At 67.7% G+C, this 14,870-nt stretch carries 18 protein-coding genes; 14 read left to right on the top strand and 4 right to left on the bottom strand.

Annotated elements, in window-relative coordinates:
• Positions 1-30 precede the first annotated feature (30 nt).
• The 6 genes from RDV64_RS10530 (at position 31) to RDV64_RS10555 (ending at position 4,365) form a co-directional block, all read left to right on the top strand.
• The gene (locus tag RDV64_RS10530; protein WP_309199206.1) at positions 31-1,062 is read left to right on the top strand and encodes a peptidase M29; all 1,032 of its coding nucleotides are present in this window, start codon (positions 31-33) and stop codon (positions 1,060-1,062) included.
• Positions 1,059-1,628, top strand: a complete 570-nt coding sequence (locus tag RDV64_RS10535; RefSeq protein WP_309199207.1) for a 5-formyltetrahydrofolate cyclo-ligase — start codon at positions 1,059-1,061, stop codon at positions 1,626-1,628. The genes RDV64_RS10530 and RDV64_RS10535 overlap by 4 nt, the downstream gene beginning before the upstream one ends.
• Complete coding sequence (locus RDV64_RS10540) at positions 1,619-2,446, top strand: TIGR00282 family metallophosphoesterase (RefSeq protein WP_309199208.1); 828 nt, start codon at positions 1,619-1,621, stop codon at positions 2,444-2,446. Before RDV64_RS10535 ends, RDV64_RS10540 begins: the two co-directional genes overlap by 10 nt.
• Positions 2,447-2,539: 93 nt before the next feature.
• On the top strand, positions 2,540-2,974 hold the full coding sequence (locus tag RDV64_RS10545) for a DUF983 domain-containing protein (RefSeq protein WP_309199209.1): 435 nt from the start codon (positions 2,540-2,542) through the stop codon (positions 2,972-2,974).
• Positions 2,975-3,002: 28 nt separating this feature from the next.
• Positions 3,003-3,557 (top strand): hypothetical protein, encoded by a 555-nt coding sequence (locus tag RDV64_RS10550; RefSeq protein WP_309199210.1) that lies wholly within the window; start codon positions 3,003-3,005, stop codon positions 3,555-3,557.
• 58 nt (positions 3,558-3,615) lie between these two features.
• On the top strand, positions 3,616-4,365 hold the full coding sequence (locus RDV64_RS10555; RefSeq protein ID WP_309199211.1) for a YebC/PmpR family DNA-binding transcriptional regulator: 750 nt from the start codon (positions 3,616-3,618) through the stop codon (positions 4,363-4,365).
• Here RDV64_RS10555 and RDV64_RS10560 read toward each other — a convergent pair whose 3' ends face one another.
• A complete protein-coding gene (locus RDV64_RS10560) occupies positions 4,366-4,863 on the bottom strand; it encodes a hypothetical protein (protein WP_309199212.1) in 498 nt (165 codons plus the stop codon). It abuts the gene before it with no gap.
• 2 nt (positions 4,864-4,865) lie between these two features.
• Positions 4,866-5,177 carry a TM2 domain-containing protein gene (locus tag RDV64_RS10565; RefSeq protein ID WP_309199213.1) on the bottom strand — a complete coding sequence of 104 codons (312 nt, stop codon included), beginning with the start codon at positions 5,175-5,177 and terminating at the stop codon, positions 4,866-4,868.
• A 147-nt stretch (positions 5,178-5,324) separates the two neighbouring features.
• On the opposite strand from RDV64_RS10565, the gene ruvC reads away from it, so the two are divergent.
• The 7 genes from ruvC to RDV64_RS10600 all read left to right on the top strand — a co-directional run bounded on the left by ruvC (position 5,325) and on the right by RDV64_RS10600 (position 11,348).
• The gene (gene ruvC / locus RDV64_RS10570) at positions 5,325-5,822 is read left to right on the top strand and encodes a crossover junction endodeoxyribonuclease RuvC (RefSeq protein ID WP_309199214.1); all 498 of its coding nucleotides are present in this window, start codon (positions 5,325-5,327) and stop codon (positions 5,820-5,822) included.
• The gene (gene ruvA / locus RDV64_RS10575) at positions 5,819-6,415 is read left to right on the top strand and encodes a Holliday junction branch migration protein RuvA (protein ID WP_309199215.1); all 597 of its coding nucleotides are present in this window, start codon (positions 5,819-5,821) and stop codon (positions 6,413-6,415) included. The genes ruvC and ruvA overlap by 4 nt, the downstream gene beginning before the upstream one ends.
• A complete protein-coding gene (ruvB, locus tag RDV64_RS10580; RefSeq protein WP_309199216.1) occupies positions 6,412-7,434 on the top strand; it encodes a Holliday junction branch migration DNA helicase RuvB in 1,023 nt (340 codons plus the stop codon). The genes ruvA and ruvB overlap by 4 nt, the downstream gene beginning before the upstream one ends.
• A 258-nt stretch (positions 7,435-7,692) precedes the next feature.
• Positions 7,693-8,913, top strand: a complete 1,221-nt coding sequence (locus RDV64_RS10585) for a glycosyltransferase (RefSeq protein ID WP_309199217.1) — start codon at positions 7,693-7,695, stop codon at positions 8,911-8,913.
• On the top strand, positions 8,897-10,030 hold the full coding sequence (locus tag RDV64_RS10590; protein ID WP_309199218.1) for an acyl-CoA dehydrogenase family protein: 1,134 nt from the start codon (positions 8,897-8,899) through the stop codon (positions 10,028-10,030). Before RDV64_RS10585 ends, RDV64_RS10590 begins: the two co-directional genes overlap by 17 nt.
• A complete protein-coding gene (locus RDV64_RS10595; RefSeq protein ID WP_309199219.1) occupies positions 10,027-10,782 on the top strand; it encodes a PIG-L family deacetylase in 756 nt (251 codons plus the stop codon). Before RDV64_RS10590 ends, RDV64_RS10595 begins: the two co-directional genes overlap by 4 nt.
• Entirely contained in the window at positions 10,779-11,348 is a 570-nt protein-coding gene (locus RDV64_RS10600) for an SAM-dependent methyltransferase (RefSeq protein WP_309199220.1), read from the top strand. The genes RDV64_RS10595 and RDV64_RS10600 overlap by 4 nt, the downstream gene beginning before the upstream one ends.
• A gap of 5 nt (positions 11,349-11,353) precedes the next feature.
• On the opposite strand, the gene RDV64_RS10605 is transcribed toward RDV64_RS10600, so the two are convergent.
• Both RDV64_RS10605 and RDV64_RS10610 read right to left on the bottom strand, forming a co-directional pair.
• Positions 11,354-12,892 carry a malonyl-CoA synthase gene (locus tag RDV64_RS10605; RefSeq protein ID WP_309199221.1) on the bottom strand — a complete coding sequence of 513 codons (1,539 nt, stop codon included), beginning with the start codon at positions 12,890-12,892 and terminating at the stop codon, positions 11,354-11,356.
• Positions 12,889-13,803, bottom strand: a complete 915-nt coding sequence (locus RDV64_RS10610) for a dihydrodipicolinate synthase family protein (RefSeq protein ID WP_309199222.1) — start codon at positions 13,801-13,803, stop codon at positions 12,889-12,891. Before RDV64_RS10610 ends, RDV64_RS10605 begins: the two co-directional genes overlap by 4 nt.
• A 185-nt stretch (positions 13,804-13,988) precedes the next feature.
• Here RDV64_RS10610 and RDV64_RS10615 point away from each other — a divergent pair, with 185 nt between their 5' ends.
• A complete protein-coding gene (locus RDV64_RS10615) occupies positions 13,989-14,816 on the top strand; it encodes a DUF2927 domain-containing protein (protein WP_309199223.1) in 828 nt (275 codons plus the stop codon).
• Positions 14,817-14,870 lie beyond the last annotated feature (54 nt).

Below are 14,870 nucleotides of genomic sequence, written 5' to 3' on the forward strand. Positions count from 1 at the left end.
CGCAACGAGCGGAAGACGGAAGGGACCGGAATGCACGGCGAACGGATCGAGGGCCACCACATCGACGCGTTTGCAGAGCTGTTCGAGGCCTCTGCCATCCGCCCCGCCGAGCAGGTGGCGATCCTGACCGAGACCGGCTCGCGCGCCATCAACGTCGCCATTGCCGAGCTGGCGCTGGCCCGCCTCGGCGTCCGCCCGTTTCGCCTCGTGGCGCCCACGCCGCGGATGGGGCGAATGATCGTCCGCTCCACCGGCGGCACGCAGGCGCTGACCGGCCTCACCCCGCTGGTGGAAGCGATGAAAGCCGCCGACGTGGTGATCGACCTCACCCTCGAAGGCCTGATGCACGCCCGCGAGACCGCCGAGATCCTGAAGGCCGGCACCCGCATCCAGGTCATTTCCGACGAGCACCCCGACATGCTTTCCCGCATGCGCCTCGACCCGGCGCTCAAGGACGCGGTCCGCGCCGCCGCCCGCCGCGCCCGCGAGGCGGCGGTGATGCGCGTCACCTCCGAGGCGGGGTCCGACCTAACGGTGGACATGACCGGCGCGCAGACCGTCGGCGTCTGGGGCTGGACCGACAGGCCGGGCACGCTTGCGCACTGGCCGGGCGGCATTGTGGTGGCGTTCCCGCGCGCCGGTACGGTGGCGGGGCGGCTGGTGCTGCAGCCCGGCGACATGAACCTCACCTACAAGCGCTATGTGGAGAGCGCCGTCGCGCTGACATTGGAGAACGACCACGTGGTGCGGGTGGACGGCGACGGCGTCGACGCCCGCCTGATGCGCGACACCTGGGCCGCGTGGGGCGATGCGGACGCGACGGCGGTCAGCCACGTCGGTTGGGGCCTCAACCCCGCCGCCAGATGGGATGCGCTGACCATGATGGACCGCCGCGACACCAACGGCACCGAGCTGCGCGCCGTCCCCGGCAATTTTCTGTTTTCCACCGGCGCCAACGAGTTCGCCGGCCGCTTCACCGAAGGCCACTTCGACTTGCCGATGATGGGCTGCACCATTGCGCTGGACGGCGTGCCGGTGGTGGGCGCAGGACGCCTTGTATGAGCGAGATGGCCGAAGGCACCGCCGCTCGAAAGGCCGCGCTGCGCAAGGAGGCGGGACACCGCCGCAAGGCCGCCGCCGCCGCAGACCCCGGTGCAGGCGCGGCGCTCGCCCGCCATGCGCAGCGCTTCCGCGCCAGCCTCGTTGCCGCCTACCGGCCGATCCGCAGCGAGATCGATCCCCTGCCGCTGGCCGCCGCCATCGCAGGCCCGGGCGCTGCCATCGCGCTGCCGGTGACGTTGGGCGACCGCATCGCATTCCGCGCCTGGCGGCCCGGCGAAGCGCTCGCCCGCGGTGCGCTCGGCATCGAGGAACCGGAGGGGCCGGAGGTTGCGCCGGACCTCCTCCTCGTTCCATTGCTGGCGTTCAGCCGCGCAGGCGGCCGGCTCGGCTACGGGGCAGGCCACTATGACCGCTACCTCGCCGCCCGTCCGGGCCTGCGCACGGTAGGGGTCGCGTTCGCGGCGCAGGAAATGCAGGCGCTTCCGCTGGAACGGCACGACGTGCCGCTGATGGCCATAGCAACGGAACGGGAGTTGATCGTGATCGAGGAGGGCGTGTGCGTCTGATGTTTCTGGGTGATGTGGTCGGGCGCTCCGGGCGCCAGGCGCTCGTCACACACCTTCCCCGCCTGATCGAGCGCTTCCGGACCGACTTTGTGGTGGTCAACGGCGAGAATGCCGCAGGCGGCTTCGGCATCACCGAGGAGATTGCCGAGGAGTTTCTGGATGCCGGTGCCGACTGCATCACCACCGGCAACCATGTGTGGGACCAGCGCGAGGCGCTGGTGTTCATTGCGCGCGAACCGCGGATGATCCGGCCGATCAACTTTCCCCCGGGCACGCCGGGCGCAGGGGCGACAATGCTGACGGCCCGGAACGGCGCCCGCGTGTTCGTTGCCAACGTCATGGGCCGCGTTTTCATGGACGCGCTGGACGACCCGGTGCGCCCGCTGGAGGCCGCGCTCGACTATCACCGCCTTGGCAGCGAGGTGGACGCCGCCATCGTCGACGTGCACTGCGAGGCGACCAGCGAAAAGCAGATTTTCGGTCACATGCTGGATGGCCGCGTGTCGCTGGTGACCGGCACCCACACCCATGTGCCGACGGCGGACCACCGCGTCCTGCCCGGCGGCACCGCGTTCATTACCGATGCCGGGATGTGCGGTGCGTTCGACGGCGTGATCGGGATGGACAAGGAAGAGCCGGGGCGCCGCTACATCGAGCGCACCCCCGGCCAGCGGATGACGCCGGCCACCGGCGCTGCCACCGTGTGCGGCGTTGCCGTGGACACCGACGACCGCACCGGCCTTGCCAACTGGATCGCCCCCATCCGCGTCGGCGGCGACCTTGAACCGGCCGTGCCCACACGCTGGGAGACCGCATAGCAATTATCGGCGAAGCTGAACTGCCATGGTGACGGTTGTGGCCGGCCCGCGCACCTGTCATCCCGGCCGAGTGAAGACGAGTCTGGAGACACCATGCCCACCGACGAACGTGCCATGACGCCGATCGACCCGGCCGACTATCCCAAGCCCCTGGTGGCCGGTCTGAAGATGTGCTGCCCGCGCTGCGGCAAGGGCAAGCTGTTCAAGGGTTTCCTCACCTTGCGCAAAAAATGCGACGTTTGCGGCCTCAACTTCGATTTCGCCGACCCTGCAGACGGGCCGGCCTTCTTCGTCATGTGCTTTGCGGTTGTTCCGGCGCTGGCCGTCGCGACGGTCATCGAAATTTCATACGAGCCGCCGGTGTGGGTGCACCTGATCACCACGCTGCCGATGATTGTGCTCGCCTGCATTGCCCCGTTGCGGCCGCTGAAGGCATGGCTGGTCGCCAGCCAGTTCTACCACGATGCTGCACCCGGAAAGTATGTCGCCGCAAAGCCCGCACCGCCCGAGACCCACGCGCCTGACTGAGCCGCCAGCCCTGCCCGGAGACGGTGCCATGTCCGACCCGATCGAGTATGAGTTTTCCCACGCCGATTTGCCCGCCGTCGCAATTTCCAAGCGGCTCCTGTCCCGGTGGCGCCGTGGCAACTGGGTAACGCGCATCGGCGCGCTGCTTGGCGGCTCGGCGGTTGGCGGATTGATCGCCGTTGCCTCGGCAATGCTGAACATTCCGTTCTGGGCAGCGCTCCTTCTCGCGCTCGGCCCGACGGTGCTTTACGCCGCCGCCACGCAATTTTACGCCAGCCACACCCTCAGGGGCCTTGCTGCCGCGCAGGGCACAGCGCCCTGGCGCGCCGGTGCCACGGCGGTGCGGATCGGCCCGAACGGCGTCGCCCTGACCGACGGGACCGGCACCCTGACCCTGGCGTGGCCTATGGTGACGGACATCGTGCTGGCCGAGGCGCATCTCCTCCTGATGCTTTCACCGCTGGAATATGTGCCGATTCCGGAGGGGGCCATCGCCCCGTTGACGCTGGAAGAGGCTGCCGCGCGCATCGAAGAGTGGCTGCGCGCCGCCGCCACGCCGCAAGAGTCTGTGCCAGAGTCGTAGAGGCGCTTCCCAAGACCGGCCCATATCGGGTACATCGGCCCTCTACGAGGAGGGGACCATGGCCGGGCATTCCAAATTCAAGAACATCATGCATCGCAAGGGCGCACAGGACGCCAAGCGGTCGAAGCTGTTTTCCAAGCTGTCGCGCGAGATTACCGTCGCGGCCAAGATGGGCACGCCAGACCCGGACATGAACCCGCGCCTGCGCCTCGCCATCCAGGCCGCCAAGGCGCAGTCGGTCCCCAAGGACAATATCGAGCGCGCCATCAAGAAGGCGTCCACCGACGAGGACGCCAATTACGACGAGGTCCGCTACGAGGGCTATGGCCCCGGCGGCGTCGCCGTTCTGGTCGAGGCGCTGACGGATAACCGCAACCGCACTGCATCAATCGTGCGCGCGGCATTTTCCAAGCACGGCGGGGCGCTGGGCGAAACCGGCTCCGTCGCCTTCATGTTCGACCGTGTGGGCGAGATCGTGTACCCGGCGGATGCTGCCGATGCCGATGCGGTGATGGAAGCCGGCATCGAGGCAGGCGCCGACGATGTGGTGTCGGACGAGGAGTCCCACACCATCACCTGCGCCTTCGAGGATCTGGCCGAAGTCTCCACCGCGCTCACCGCGCAGCTGGGCGACCCTGCGTCCGTCAGCATCGTGTGGCGGCCGCAGACCAACACCCCGGTGGACGAGGACAAGGCCGGTACGCTGATGAAGCTGATCGACGTTCTGGAAGACGACGACGACGTGCAAAACGTGTTCGCCAACTATGAGATCAGCGACGAGATCATGGAAAAGCTCGCCGCCGCTTGATTAGGCTCGGCAGGATATTTCCGATATATCCTGCCGGTCGACCTCCCGGTCCAGCATCGTCTTGTAGGCGATCAGCTGTGCGGCCGGCATTACCGGAACGGTGCATCCGAACACGTCCTTTTGCACCGATGCGGCGAAATCAATGTGCTGGCAGACCCATTCTCCGCTGGCCGCGTCCCTGATCTTCGGGTGTGCCGAATCGCCGATCTCGATCTTCTGGCCGCCATGAACGAGCTTCATGTAAAAGATGTCCCAAGGGCCATCCACCACGGCCTCCGGCCCCCACACCACATGCTGCGCGATGTCTGCCAGGAAGCCGGCGGCTGCTTCCGTGCGGAGCGGCGCGTAAAGGTCGATGTCGTGCAGCGGGCGGGATGCGCCATGGGCGATGGCGGCCAGCCCGCCAACAATCTGATAGGGGAGGTCGTGGGCGCGGAGCTTGTGATCGATCCATGCCAGCGCCGCGCTCTGACGCGAGGTGTCGTCCGCTGCCGTCATCTTCAGAGTTTGCCGCGAGCCGCCTTGTATTCGAGGCGCTTGCGGACCTCCTCGCGCTTTTCGCGGATCATGCCGGGGATCAGGAACAGGTCGATCACCCACCACACGAGGCCGATCACGATCAGGCACAGGATCAGCTGTAGGATCGCGGAGCCCGGCCGGCCGAGATAGAATCGGTGCGCGCCAAAAATCCCGAGGAAGAACCACAGAAGATAAGTGACCACATGGTCCGGCGCCTCGCTCGCGACCCGCGTCTCGATGATGAGGCGGTCGGTCTCGCTGAGGGTCATGGTGGTTTCGGACGGTGTCGTCATCGTATTGCTCATGGCTAGAAAATGGGACTGTTCGTTCGCCCCCGCAAGGCACACGCCATAATTGCAGGCGAAATCGGCTGAAACAATCACGCGGGCGGTGACGGACCGTTCATCGGTCGGCCATAGTCTCCAGCGCGGAGGAACACCATGCCCGTCATCATTCTAGGCATCGATCCCGGCTTGCGTGCGACCGGATGGGGCGCTGTGCGTGCCGATGGCGCGCGGCTGTCGTTCCTCTCCGCCGGCACCATCACCACGGAGGCCAGCGTCTCGCTCGCCGAGCGGCTGACCGCGCTCTACAACGGCCTTGCCGCCGTCGTCGCCCAACTCGCGCCGGACGAAGCGGCGGTGGAAAACACCTTCGTCAACCGCGATGCGGTGGCGACGCTGAAGCTCGGCCAGGCGCGGGGCATTGCGCTTCTGGCGCCTGCGATCACCGGCGTGCCGGTGTCCGAATACGCGCCCAACCTCATCAAGAAGACCGTGGTGGGCGCAGGTCATGCGGACAAGAAGCAGATCCGCCACATGGTGACGATGCTGCTGCCGAAAACTGCCGGGCTGGTAAAGGGCGAACACGCCTACGATGCGCTTGCCATCGCCATCTGCCACTCCAGCCACCGCCGGGCGCTGAAGGTCGCGGCATGATCGGCCGCCTCTCCGGCACGGTTGCCGACCTTGGCGAGATCGCGATTCTCGACGTGCACGGCGTTGGCTACGAGGTCTACATGCCGGCCCGTGACCTGGCCAACCTCACCGTCGGCAGCCCCGCCACGCTGGTGATCGACACGCTGGTGCGCGAGGACATGATCCGCCTTTACGGCTTTTCCGATGCTGCGGGACGGGACTGGTTCCGCCTTTTGCAAAGCGTGCAGGGCGTGGGCGCCAAGGTTGCGCTCGGTGTTCTGTCCGTGTTGCCGCCGGACCAGCTGGCGACCGCCATCGCCACCGGCGACCGCGCTGCCATCGAGCGTGCGCCAGGCGTCGGCAAACGCGTCGCCGAACGCATTGCCACCGAACTGAAAACCAAGGCGCCCACGGCGGCCATGGTGATCGCACCGCCGTCGTCCGGCCCGGTGAGCGCGGCGGACGATGTGCTCGCCGATGCCGTCTCCGCGCTGGTCAACCTTGGTTATGACGGGGGCGCTGCCCGCGCTGCGGTGGTCGCCGCCCGCACCGACAAGCCGGAGGCGGGCGCTGCAGAGCTGATCCGCGCCGGTCTCAGAAGGCTCAGCGCATGACGGCGCTCTCCCCCGAAAAGCAGCCGGAAGACCACGACGTTGCGCTGCGCCCGCAAACCCTTGCCGAATTTGTGGGCCAGCCCACCGCCCGCGCCAATCTCGACATTTTCGTGCGCGCCGCCCGGCAGCGCAACGAGGCGCTGGACCACGTGCTTCTCGTCGGCCCGCCCGGCCTCGGCAAGACCACGCTGGCGCAGATCGTCGCCAAGGAGCTTGGCGTCGGCTTTCGCTCCACCTCCGGCCCGGTGATCGCCAAGGCCGGCGACCTTGCAGCGCTGCTGACGAACCTCGAAGAGCGCGACGTGCTCTTCATCGACGAGATCCACCGCCTGTCGCCCCACGTGGAGGAGATCCTTTATCCGGCGATGGAAGATTTTCAGCTGGACCTCATCATCGGTGAGGGACCGGCTGCCCGCTCGGTGAAGATCGACCTTGCGCGCTTCACCCTTGTGGGGGCCACCACCCGTCTCGGTCTCCTCACAACTCCGCTGCGCGACCGTTTCGGCATCCCGCTGCGGCTGGAATTCTACTCGGTGGAAGACCTATCCAGCATTGTCGTGCGCGGTGCGCGGCTGATGGGGATTGCCACAACGCAGGACGGTGCGGAGGAAATTGCAAGGCGCGCCCGTGGCACACCGCGCATCGCCGGCCGCCTGCTGCGCCGGGTGCGGGACTTTGCCATTGTGGGCGGCGCCGAGGCGATCGACCGGGAGATTGCCGACGCAGCACTCCTGCGGCTCGACGTGGATGCCGCCGGGCTCGACAGTCTCGACCGGCGCTACCTGTCGCTGATTGCGGACAATTATTCCGGCGGGCCGGTCGGCATCGAGACCATTGCGGCGGCGCTCTCCGAGCCGCGCGATGCAATCGAGGATATTGTCGAGCCTTATCTGCTGCAGCAGGGCTATCTCCAGCGAACCCCCCGCGGCCGTCTCCTCACCCCGCGGGCCTTCACCCACATGGGCCTGCCGGTGCCCCGGCGCGATGATGGCCTACCCGGCCTGTTCGGCCCTGACTGAGGTGCGATTTTCCCCGCGACGACAGGGGAATAGACACAGTTTAAATTGTGCGCCCGCGAGTCTGGAAAGACTCCGTGTTAATGAAACCAAGTTGATGGCTCAACGTTAAATAGGATCGTCGTCCCATCCCGGGCGCTGGTGGAGGGGCGCGCTTGGCGCCTAAAGGGTTTCCGCGCAATGTCCATGACAATCGCGTCCCCTGTTGCAAGAAACGGCGGTCTGCGGCCTCCGCTAAGCCGCAATCATTTTGCAAAGCCCGTGGCCGGGGCCGTGCCGTGGTTCGCCCGTCATCCGCGTGTGGTGCAGGCGCTGGCCCGCGCGCCCTATGAGGGGCGGGTGCAGATCGAGCGCACCCACGTCTATTTTGCCGAGTTTGCACTGGGCGCCGTGGTCTGTGTGCCGGTGCGCAACGAGGCGGAGCGGCTCCCGGCCTGCCTCGACGCTCTGGAGCGAACGATTGTCCGGTCGGCGGGCGACAGCTGCGGCGTCGTCTTCATCATCAACAACACCACAGACAATTCGGCCGACATCGTGCGCGCATGGGCCGGGCGGGCTGGCATTGCGGCGCTGGTGTGCGAGGTGACGCTGGCGAGGGGCGCGGCCAACGTCGCATTTGCCCGCCGCCTTGCTCTCGACCTGGCGGAGGGCGTTTCGCGGCGCGATGCCGTGCTCCTTTCCACCGATGCCGACACGCGCGTTGGCGCGGACTGGGTGGCGCGGATGGTTGCAGCGGTGCGCGGCGGCGCGGCAATGGTTGCGGGCGGGATCGAGGCGGATGCGGCAGAGCTTGCCACGCTGCCGCCCAAGGTTCACCACGTCGGCGCTGTGGAGCAGACGCTGGGCGACCTCTACCGCCAGATCTGGGCGCGGCTGGTTCCGGGCGAAGCGTGCCCGATGCTTCTCACCGCAAACGGTGCGAGCATGGCGATCTCGGCCACCGCCTACCGCGCCGTCGGCCGTCTTCCCACTGGCGCCCGCAACGAGGACAGAGCGCTGGCCGACGCGGTTCTGCGCGCCGGTGCCGCGTTTTCCGCAGAGCCCTCCGCCTCGGTGGTCACGTCGTGCCGGCTCGATGCCCGCGCCTCACACGGCATGGCCGAAACCCTGGCCGCCCGCTGCAAGGACGCCGACCCGGACATCGACGAACGCCTGGGCGATGTGCCGACCTTTGTCCTCCACGCTCTGGTCTGGCGGCTGCTTTCGGCGCCATCGCAGGATTGTTCGGACGTGGTGCAGCGGGTTGCCGCCCGGCTGGGGATCGACCCGCATCTTTTGCGGGCAGCGCCGGGTCTCCCCCGCTGGCGGCGGATGGCGGCAATCATCGCAGCCGGTCCCCCGGTGCGGCCGCTCACCGTCAGCGAGGCCCGTGCCGAAATCTATCGCGCCCGCGGCGTTCTGGCGGCGTTGCCGGACGAGGCGCAACCAATCGACGCGTGCGCTTCCCTCATTATGGAAAAGCTCGATGACGCTGGCCGTTGATTTCAGCCGGACCCGCACGGGGCCCGCACAGCCGTTAAAGCTCAGCGACGCGCTTCTCGCGGGGATCGCATCGCGCGCGGCCGCTGCGGACCGGGGTGAGGTGGACCTTGGCGACGATCTTGCGGCACTGCGCGCCGCCGGCGTTCTCACGGCGCCCCTGCCGGCCGGCGACGGTGGCAGCGATCTCGGCCTCGGCGCAGAAGGCGCCGGGCCTTGCCTGGAGCTCCTGCGGCAGCTCGGCCGGGCGAACCTCTCGGTCGCGCGGCTGGTGGAGGGGCACATCAACGCCGTCAAGCTGATTGCGCTGTACGCAACCCCCGCCGCAAGAGCCGCGGCGTTCGCCGACGTGCGCGCCGGAGAGCTGTTTGGCGTGTGGGGCGCGGACGGCGCCGTGCCGGTGACGTTGGCGACGGGCGACGAGATCGCGCTCCACGGGGCCAAGCGCTTTGCGTCCGGTCTCGGCCTGGTGACGCGCGCGCTGGTGACGGTGCGCACTGCGCAAGGGCCGCAGCTCGTTCTCGCCCCCGTTGGCGATCCGGCACGCAGCGATGCAGCCGTGTGGCGCATGTCCGGGATGCGGGCGACAGCATCCGGCACATACGATTTCGAGGGCGTCTCACCCGGGCCGCACGCGCTGATCGGCGCGCCCGGCGATCTCATGCGCGAGCCTTCGTTCGAGGGCGGGGTGTGGCGCTACGCGGCGGCGCACCTTGGCGGCGCCGAGGCGCTCTACACGCTGATGCTTGAGAGCCTGACCCGGGCCGGGCGCGCGGACGACCCGCACCAGCAGCGCCGCATCGCGGAGGCCGGCGCAGCGTGCGAGACCGCGCGGCTGTGGCTGGAATCGGCGGCCATGCGCGTGGAGAGCGACCCGGCCGACCCCGAGGGCGCCGCTGCCTACGCGCTCCTCGCCCGCGAGGCGACGGAAACCGCCTGCCTCACCGTGATCGACCGGGTGGAGCGTGCGCTCGGCACGTTCGCCTACGATGCGGCAAGCCCCGTTGACCGCATCCGGCGCGACCTCTCGCTCTTCCTGCGGCAGGCAGCGCCCGATGCCAAGCGCGCCCGCGCCGCCCGCGCGCTGGTCGCAGGCGCAGCGCTGCCGGAGGCGCTGTGAGCGTCCCGCAGGCGCCCGCGGGCGTGCTGCTGGACCACGCCGCTGCCGCGCCCGTCGTGACCGTCGACGCGCTCATGGCACCGGGCGGTGCCGTCCTGGTGATCGCGCCGCACCCCGATGATGAGACGTTCGGCTGCGGCGCTGCAATTGCCCACGCGCTGGCAGCGGGACGGCATGTTGCAATTGCGCTTCTGACCGATGGCGACGGCTCGCACCCTGCTTCGCGCGAATACCCGCCGGCGCGGCTCGCCGCCCTCCGCCGCGCGGAATTTGCTGCGGCGGTCGCGGCACTGGGCGCGGGCATCATCGTGCGCCACTTCGGCCTGCCAGACACCGGTGTGCCGTCGGCGGGGCAGCCTTTCCGGCGAGCCGCCACCGCCATCAAGGCATTTGCGCGCGAGGTTGGCGCTGGCACCATCTGGTGCACCTGGCGGCACGATCCGCACTGTGACCATCAGGCCGCTGCGGCGCTGGCCGACATGGTCGAAGCGCAGCTCGGCGAAGGCACCTTGCGGCGGGACTACGCGGTGTGGGGACGGTTTGGCGAGGCGGGCGATGCGCTCGCGGGATCGGTGGCTCGGATTGAAGCGGGACCGTTCGCAGGAGCCAAGGCAGAGGCGATTGCCTGCCATCGCTCGCAGGTGACGGCGCTGATCGCGGACGATCCCGGCGGCTTCGTGATGCCGCCTGCGCTGGTCGCCCACTTCGCCGCGCATGACGAAATCTTCGTCGCGGAGGGGCCTGACCGTTGACCGACCGCGCCGAAACCTTCGACAACCTCTACCGCGCCGACCCCGACCCGTGGACCTTCACGACGAGCGATTACGAGCGCCGGAAATATGAAGCCACGCTCGCCGCGCTGCCACGGCAGACCTACGCGCACGCGCTGGAGGTCGGTTGCTCGATCGGCGTGCTGACGGCAAGCCTTGCCACGCGCTGTGACGCCGTCACGGGGCTCGACGTCTCCCCCGTTGCGCTGGAACTTGCCGCTGCGCGTTGCCGCGGCCACGCCGTCCGGCTGGTGCGCGCCGAGATCCCGCGCGAGTGGCCGGAGGGGCGGTTCGACCTCATCGTGTTTTCCGAGGTGCTTTATTTTCTCACGGCCGAAGAGGTTGCCGCATCGGCGGTCTGTGCCCTGGCGGCGCTGGAGCCGGGCGGGGACATCCTCCTCGTCAACTGGCTTGGGCCGTGCGACACCGGCCTCACCGGCGAGGAGGCCGTCACCGTCTTTGCGATTGCAATCGAGGCGGGCGGCGGCCATTGCCGCACCTTGCTGCGTACGGAGCAGTACCGGATCGACCTCGCCGGTTCGGCCTGACGGCGTCAGGCCTTCTCGAACGTGGCGGCGTAGGTCTTCCGCAGTGCAGCCTTCTGGACCTTGCCCATGGTGTTGCGGGGCAGCTCGTCCACGAAAAACACCCGCACGGGCTGCTTGTACCGGGCAAGCTTGTCAGACAATGGCGCCACGATATCGGCCTGAGTGAGCCCTTCGCGGGCGGGCACGACAACGGCCGCAACCCCCTCGCCGAAATCGGGATGCGGCAACCCGATGACAGCGCTTTCCACCACGCCGTCGATCTCGTCGATCAGCCCCTCGACCTCCTTGGGGTAGACGTTGAAGCCGCCGGAAATGATGAGGTCCTTGCCGCGGCCGACAATGCTGACATAGCCGTCGGCATCGACGACGCCGAGGTCTCCGGTGATGAAGAAGCCGTCCGCCCGCAATTCCTCGGCGGTTTTGTCGGGCATCCGCCAGTAGCCCTGAAACACGTTCGGGCCGCGCACTTCCAGCGTGCCGATTTCGCCATCGGGAAGCTCAGCGCCGGTCTCGCTGCACACCTTCAGCGCGACGCCGGGGAGGGGGAAGCCCACGGTGCCGGGTCGGCGTTCGCCCTCATAGGGGTTGGAGGTGTTCATGTTGGTCTCGGTCATCCCGTAGCGTTCCAGGATGGCGTGGCCTGTCTGCGCCTGCCAGCGCGTATGGGTTTCCGCCAGAAGCGGCGCAGAGCCCGAAACGAAAAGCCGCATGCCGGCAGCCGCCTCGCGGGTCAGGCCCGGATGGTCGAGAAGGCGGGTGTAGAAGGTCGGTACGCCCATCAGTGCAGTGGCGTCCGGCATTGCCGAAAGGATCGCATCGGCATCGAAGCGAGGCAGGAAGATCAACGCCCCGCCGGCCGCCAGCGTGATGTTGGTGGCCACGAACAGGCCGTGGGTGTGGAAGATCGGCAGCGCATGGATCAGCCGGTCTTCCGCGGTGAAGCGCCAGAGATCGCAGAGAGTTTCGCTGTTGGACCACAGATTGTCGTGGCTGAGCATGGCGCCCTTGGAGCGGCCGGTGGTGCCCGAGGTGTAGAGAATGGCGGCCAGATCGTCTGCAGTGCGCGGCACGGTGGCAAAGTCTTCCGGCGCGGCGGCGGCCTCGTCCATCAGCGTGCCGGTGGCGGTGCCGGCCACCATCGCGCCCATGGTGGCAATCCCTGCGCCGACACGGGTGGCCAGCGGCGCCAGAGCGGCTTCACGCGCCGGGTCGACCACAAAGAGGGCCGGCTCTGCGTCGGTCAGGAAATATTCGATCTCGGCTGGCGTGTAGCCGGTGTTGAGCGGCAGGAAGATGGCGCCGGCCCGCACGGTGGCAAGGTAGAGCGCGATCATCTCCAGCGACTTGTCCGCCTGCACGGCAACCCGGTCGCCCGGCTTCACGCCGCGGGCGGTGAGAACGTTGGCCAGCCGCCCGGCGAGCGCCGCAAGATCGCCATAGCGCATGCGGCGAACGCTCTCGCCCGGCACCTCGGCAAAAATGCGGGACGGGTCCGCACTGCCGAGGAGGCGGCTGTAAAGGTGGTTTTCACCACCCATTGTCATTTCGCCCAGCGCATCACGAGCGGATCGGTTTCGCGGGCAAGTTCCATCAGGCCGGCGCGGGTTTCCGGCGGCAGCGGGGCCAGCGGATGGCGCACATGGTCCGACTTGATGACGCCCGTTTCCATGAACACCGTCTTGCAGGCCCGGAGGCCGCACTGCCGGTTCTCGTAGTTCACCAGCGGCAGGATCTTTGCGTAAAGCCGCGCCGCCTCTGCCCGGTCCCCGGCGGCGTGCGCCGTCAGCACCGGCTTGATGAGGTCCGGCAGCAGCGCGCTCGACATGGAGCCGGTGGCGCCCGCGTCGAGATCGGCCATCAGCGTGATGGCTTCCTCGCCGTCGAACGGGCCGACGATGTCGGCACCGCCCGCCGCAATCAGGTTGCGCAGCTTCTGGGCCGTCTGCGGCATCTCGATCTTGAAGTAGGAGACGTTCGCAATCTCGCGGGCAAGCTTCACCAGGAACGGGACCGACAGGTCGACACCGCCCAGCGGAGCATCCTGGATCATGATCGGCAGGCCCACGTCGGACGCCTGCGACAGCTGCTCGTAGGTCTGCGTTTCGCTGCCCTTCATCAGGGCGCCGTGGTAGGGCGGCATCAGCATCACCATGGCGCCGCCAAGATCTTTGACGAGCTTGAGGCGGCTCACCACAATGTTGGTGGCAAAGTGCGAGCAGGTGACCATCACCGGCACACGGCCGGCCACGTGTTCGATGCTGAGGCGGGTCAGCGCCTCGCGCTCGTCGTCGGAAATCAGGAATTGTTCGGAGAAGTTGGCAAGAATGCAGATCCCGTCGACACCCTGGTCGACCATCAGGTCGAGCACGCGCTTCATGCCCTCTTCGTCCACCGCGCCATTGTCGTGGAAGGGGGTCGGGGCGACAGGCCACACGCCTTTGTAAGGTCCGCTCATTGCTGCTCTTCTCGTCTGTGCGCCAGTGTGGCGTCGTGAAGGATGGACAAGACCAGCCGAAAAGGCTGTGTGCAAGTCGCGTTTCGTTGCGGCGGGACGATCAATTGTGAATTGTCAGACTTAGCGTGACACGTCTTCCTCACCTATCATGAAAGTGCGATGAACACGCGCGCCAGGAAACCTTGATGGAAGATGCACCCGGACCTGCCGGTCTTCGCAAGATGCATGGCCGTGGCCTTGGTGGATGGGCGCGCCTGACGGCCATGATTATTGCGGTTCTGCTGGCCCTGGCGCTGCCGGCGCAGGCGCGGCATTTTTCCGATGAGGCACTGATTGATGGCTTCATGGAGACCGTGTTCGGCGCCGAAGTTGGCGACGAGGCCGACCGGGAGGCCTCCCGCGTCGTCAAGAAATTCACCGGGCCGGTTCATTATCATCTGATCTCCACATCGTCGGTGGACCGGCGCAAGACGCTGCGGCGCTTCCTGACCCAGCTGTCGGATGCGGTCGAGAACCTCACCTTGCGCGAAACTCCGGTGATGGAAGAGGCGCAGATGCTCATCTACCTCACCGACCGGGCGGACTACCGCGCCACCATCCGCGCCTCCGTGTGGGAGGGCGTCAACACGGCCTTTCTGGAGGGCAACGCCTGTTCGGCGGTGCTTGCCGCAAGGCGCAGCGGGATCGAGCGGGCGCACATCTTTCTGGTGGCGGACGAGGGGTTTCTCGGCCTGTCCCACTGCATGGTGGAGGAAATCGCGCAGAGCCTCGGCCCGGCCAACGACAGCACGGCATTGCCCGACAGCATCTTCAACGATGAATCGACGCTCAACGTCTTTGGCGTGTTCGACTGGTTCATTCTCAACATGCTGTACGACCCGCGGATCCTGCCCGGCATGGACGAGGCCGAAGTGCGCATGATCCTGCCCGAGGTGATTTCGGATGTCCGGGCACGGTTGCCGCGCGCACTGGAAGCGCACCGGGCGAGCCAGCTCCACGACCGGGCGCGCTAGCGTTCGCGCCCCGGCCGGGAGCGCGCCGGGCTGTGCTGGCGCTGTTATCGCCGT

The organism is Acuticoccus sp. MNP-M23 (assembly GCF_031195445.1).
In the GTDB taxonomy this organism is placed as follows: domain Bacteria; phylum Pseudomonadota; class Alphaproteobacteria; order Rhizobiales; family Amorphaceae; genus Acuticoccus.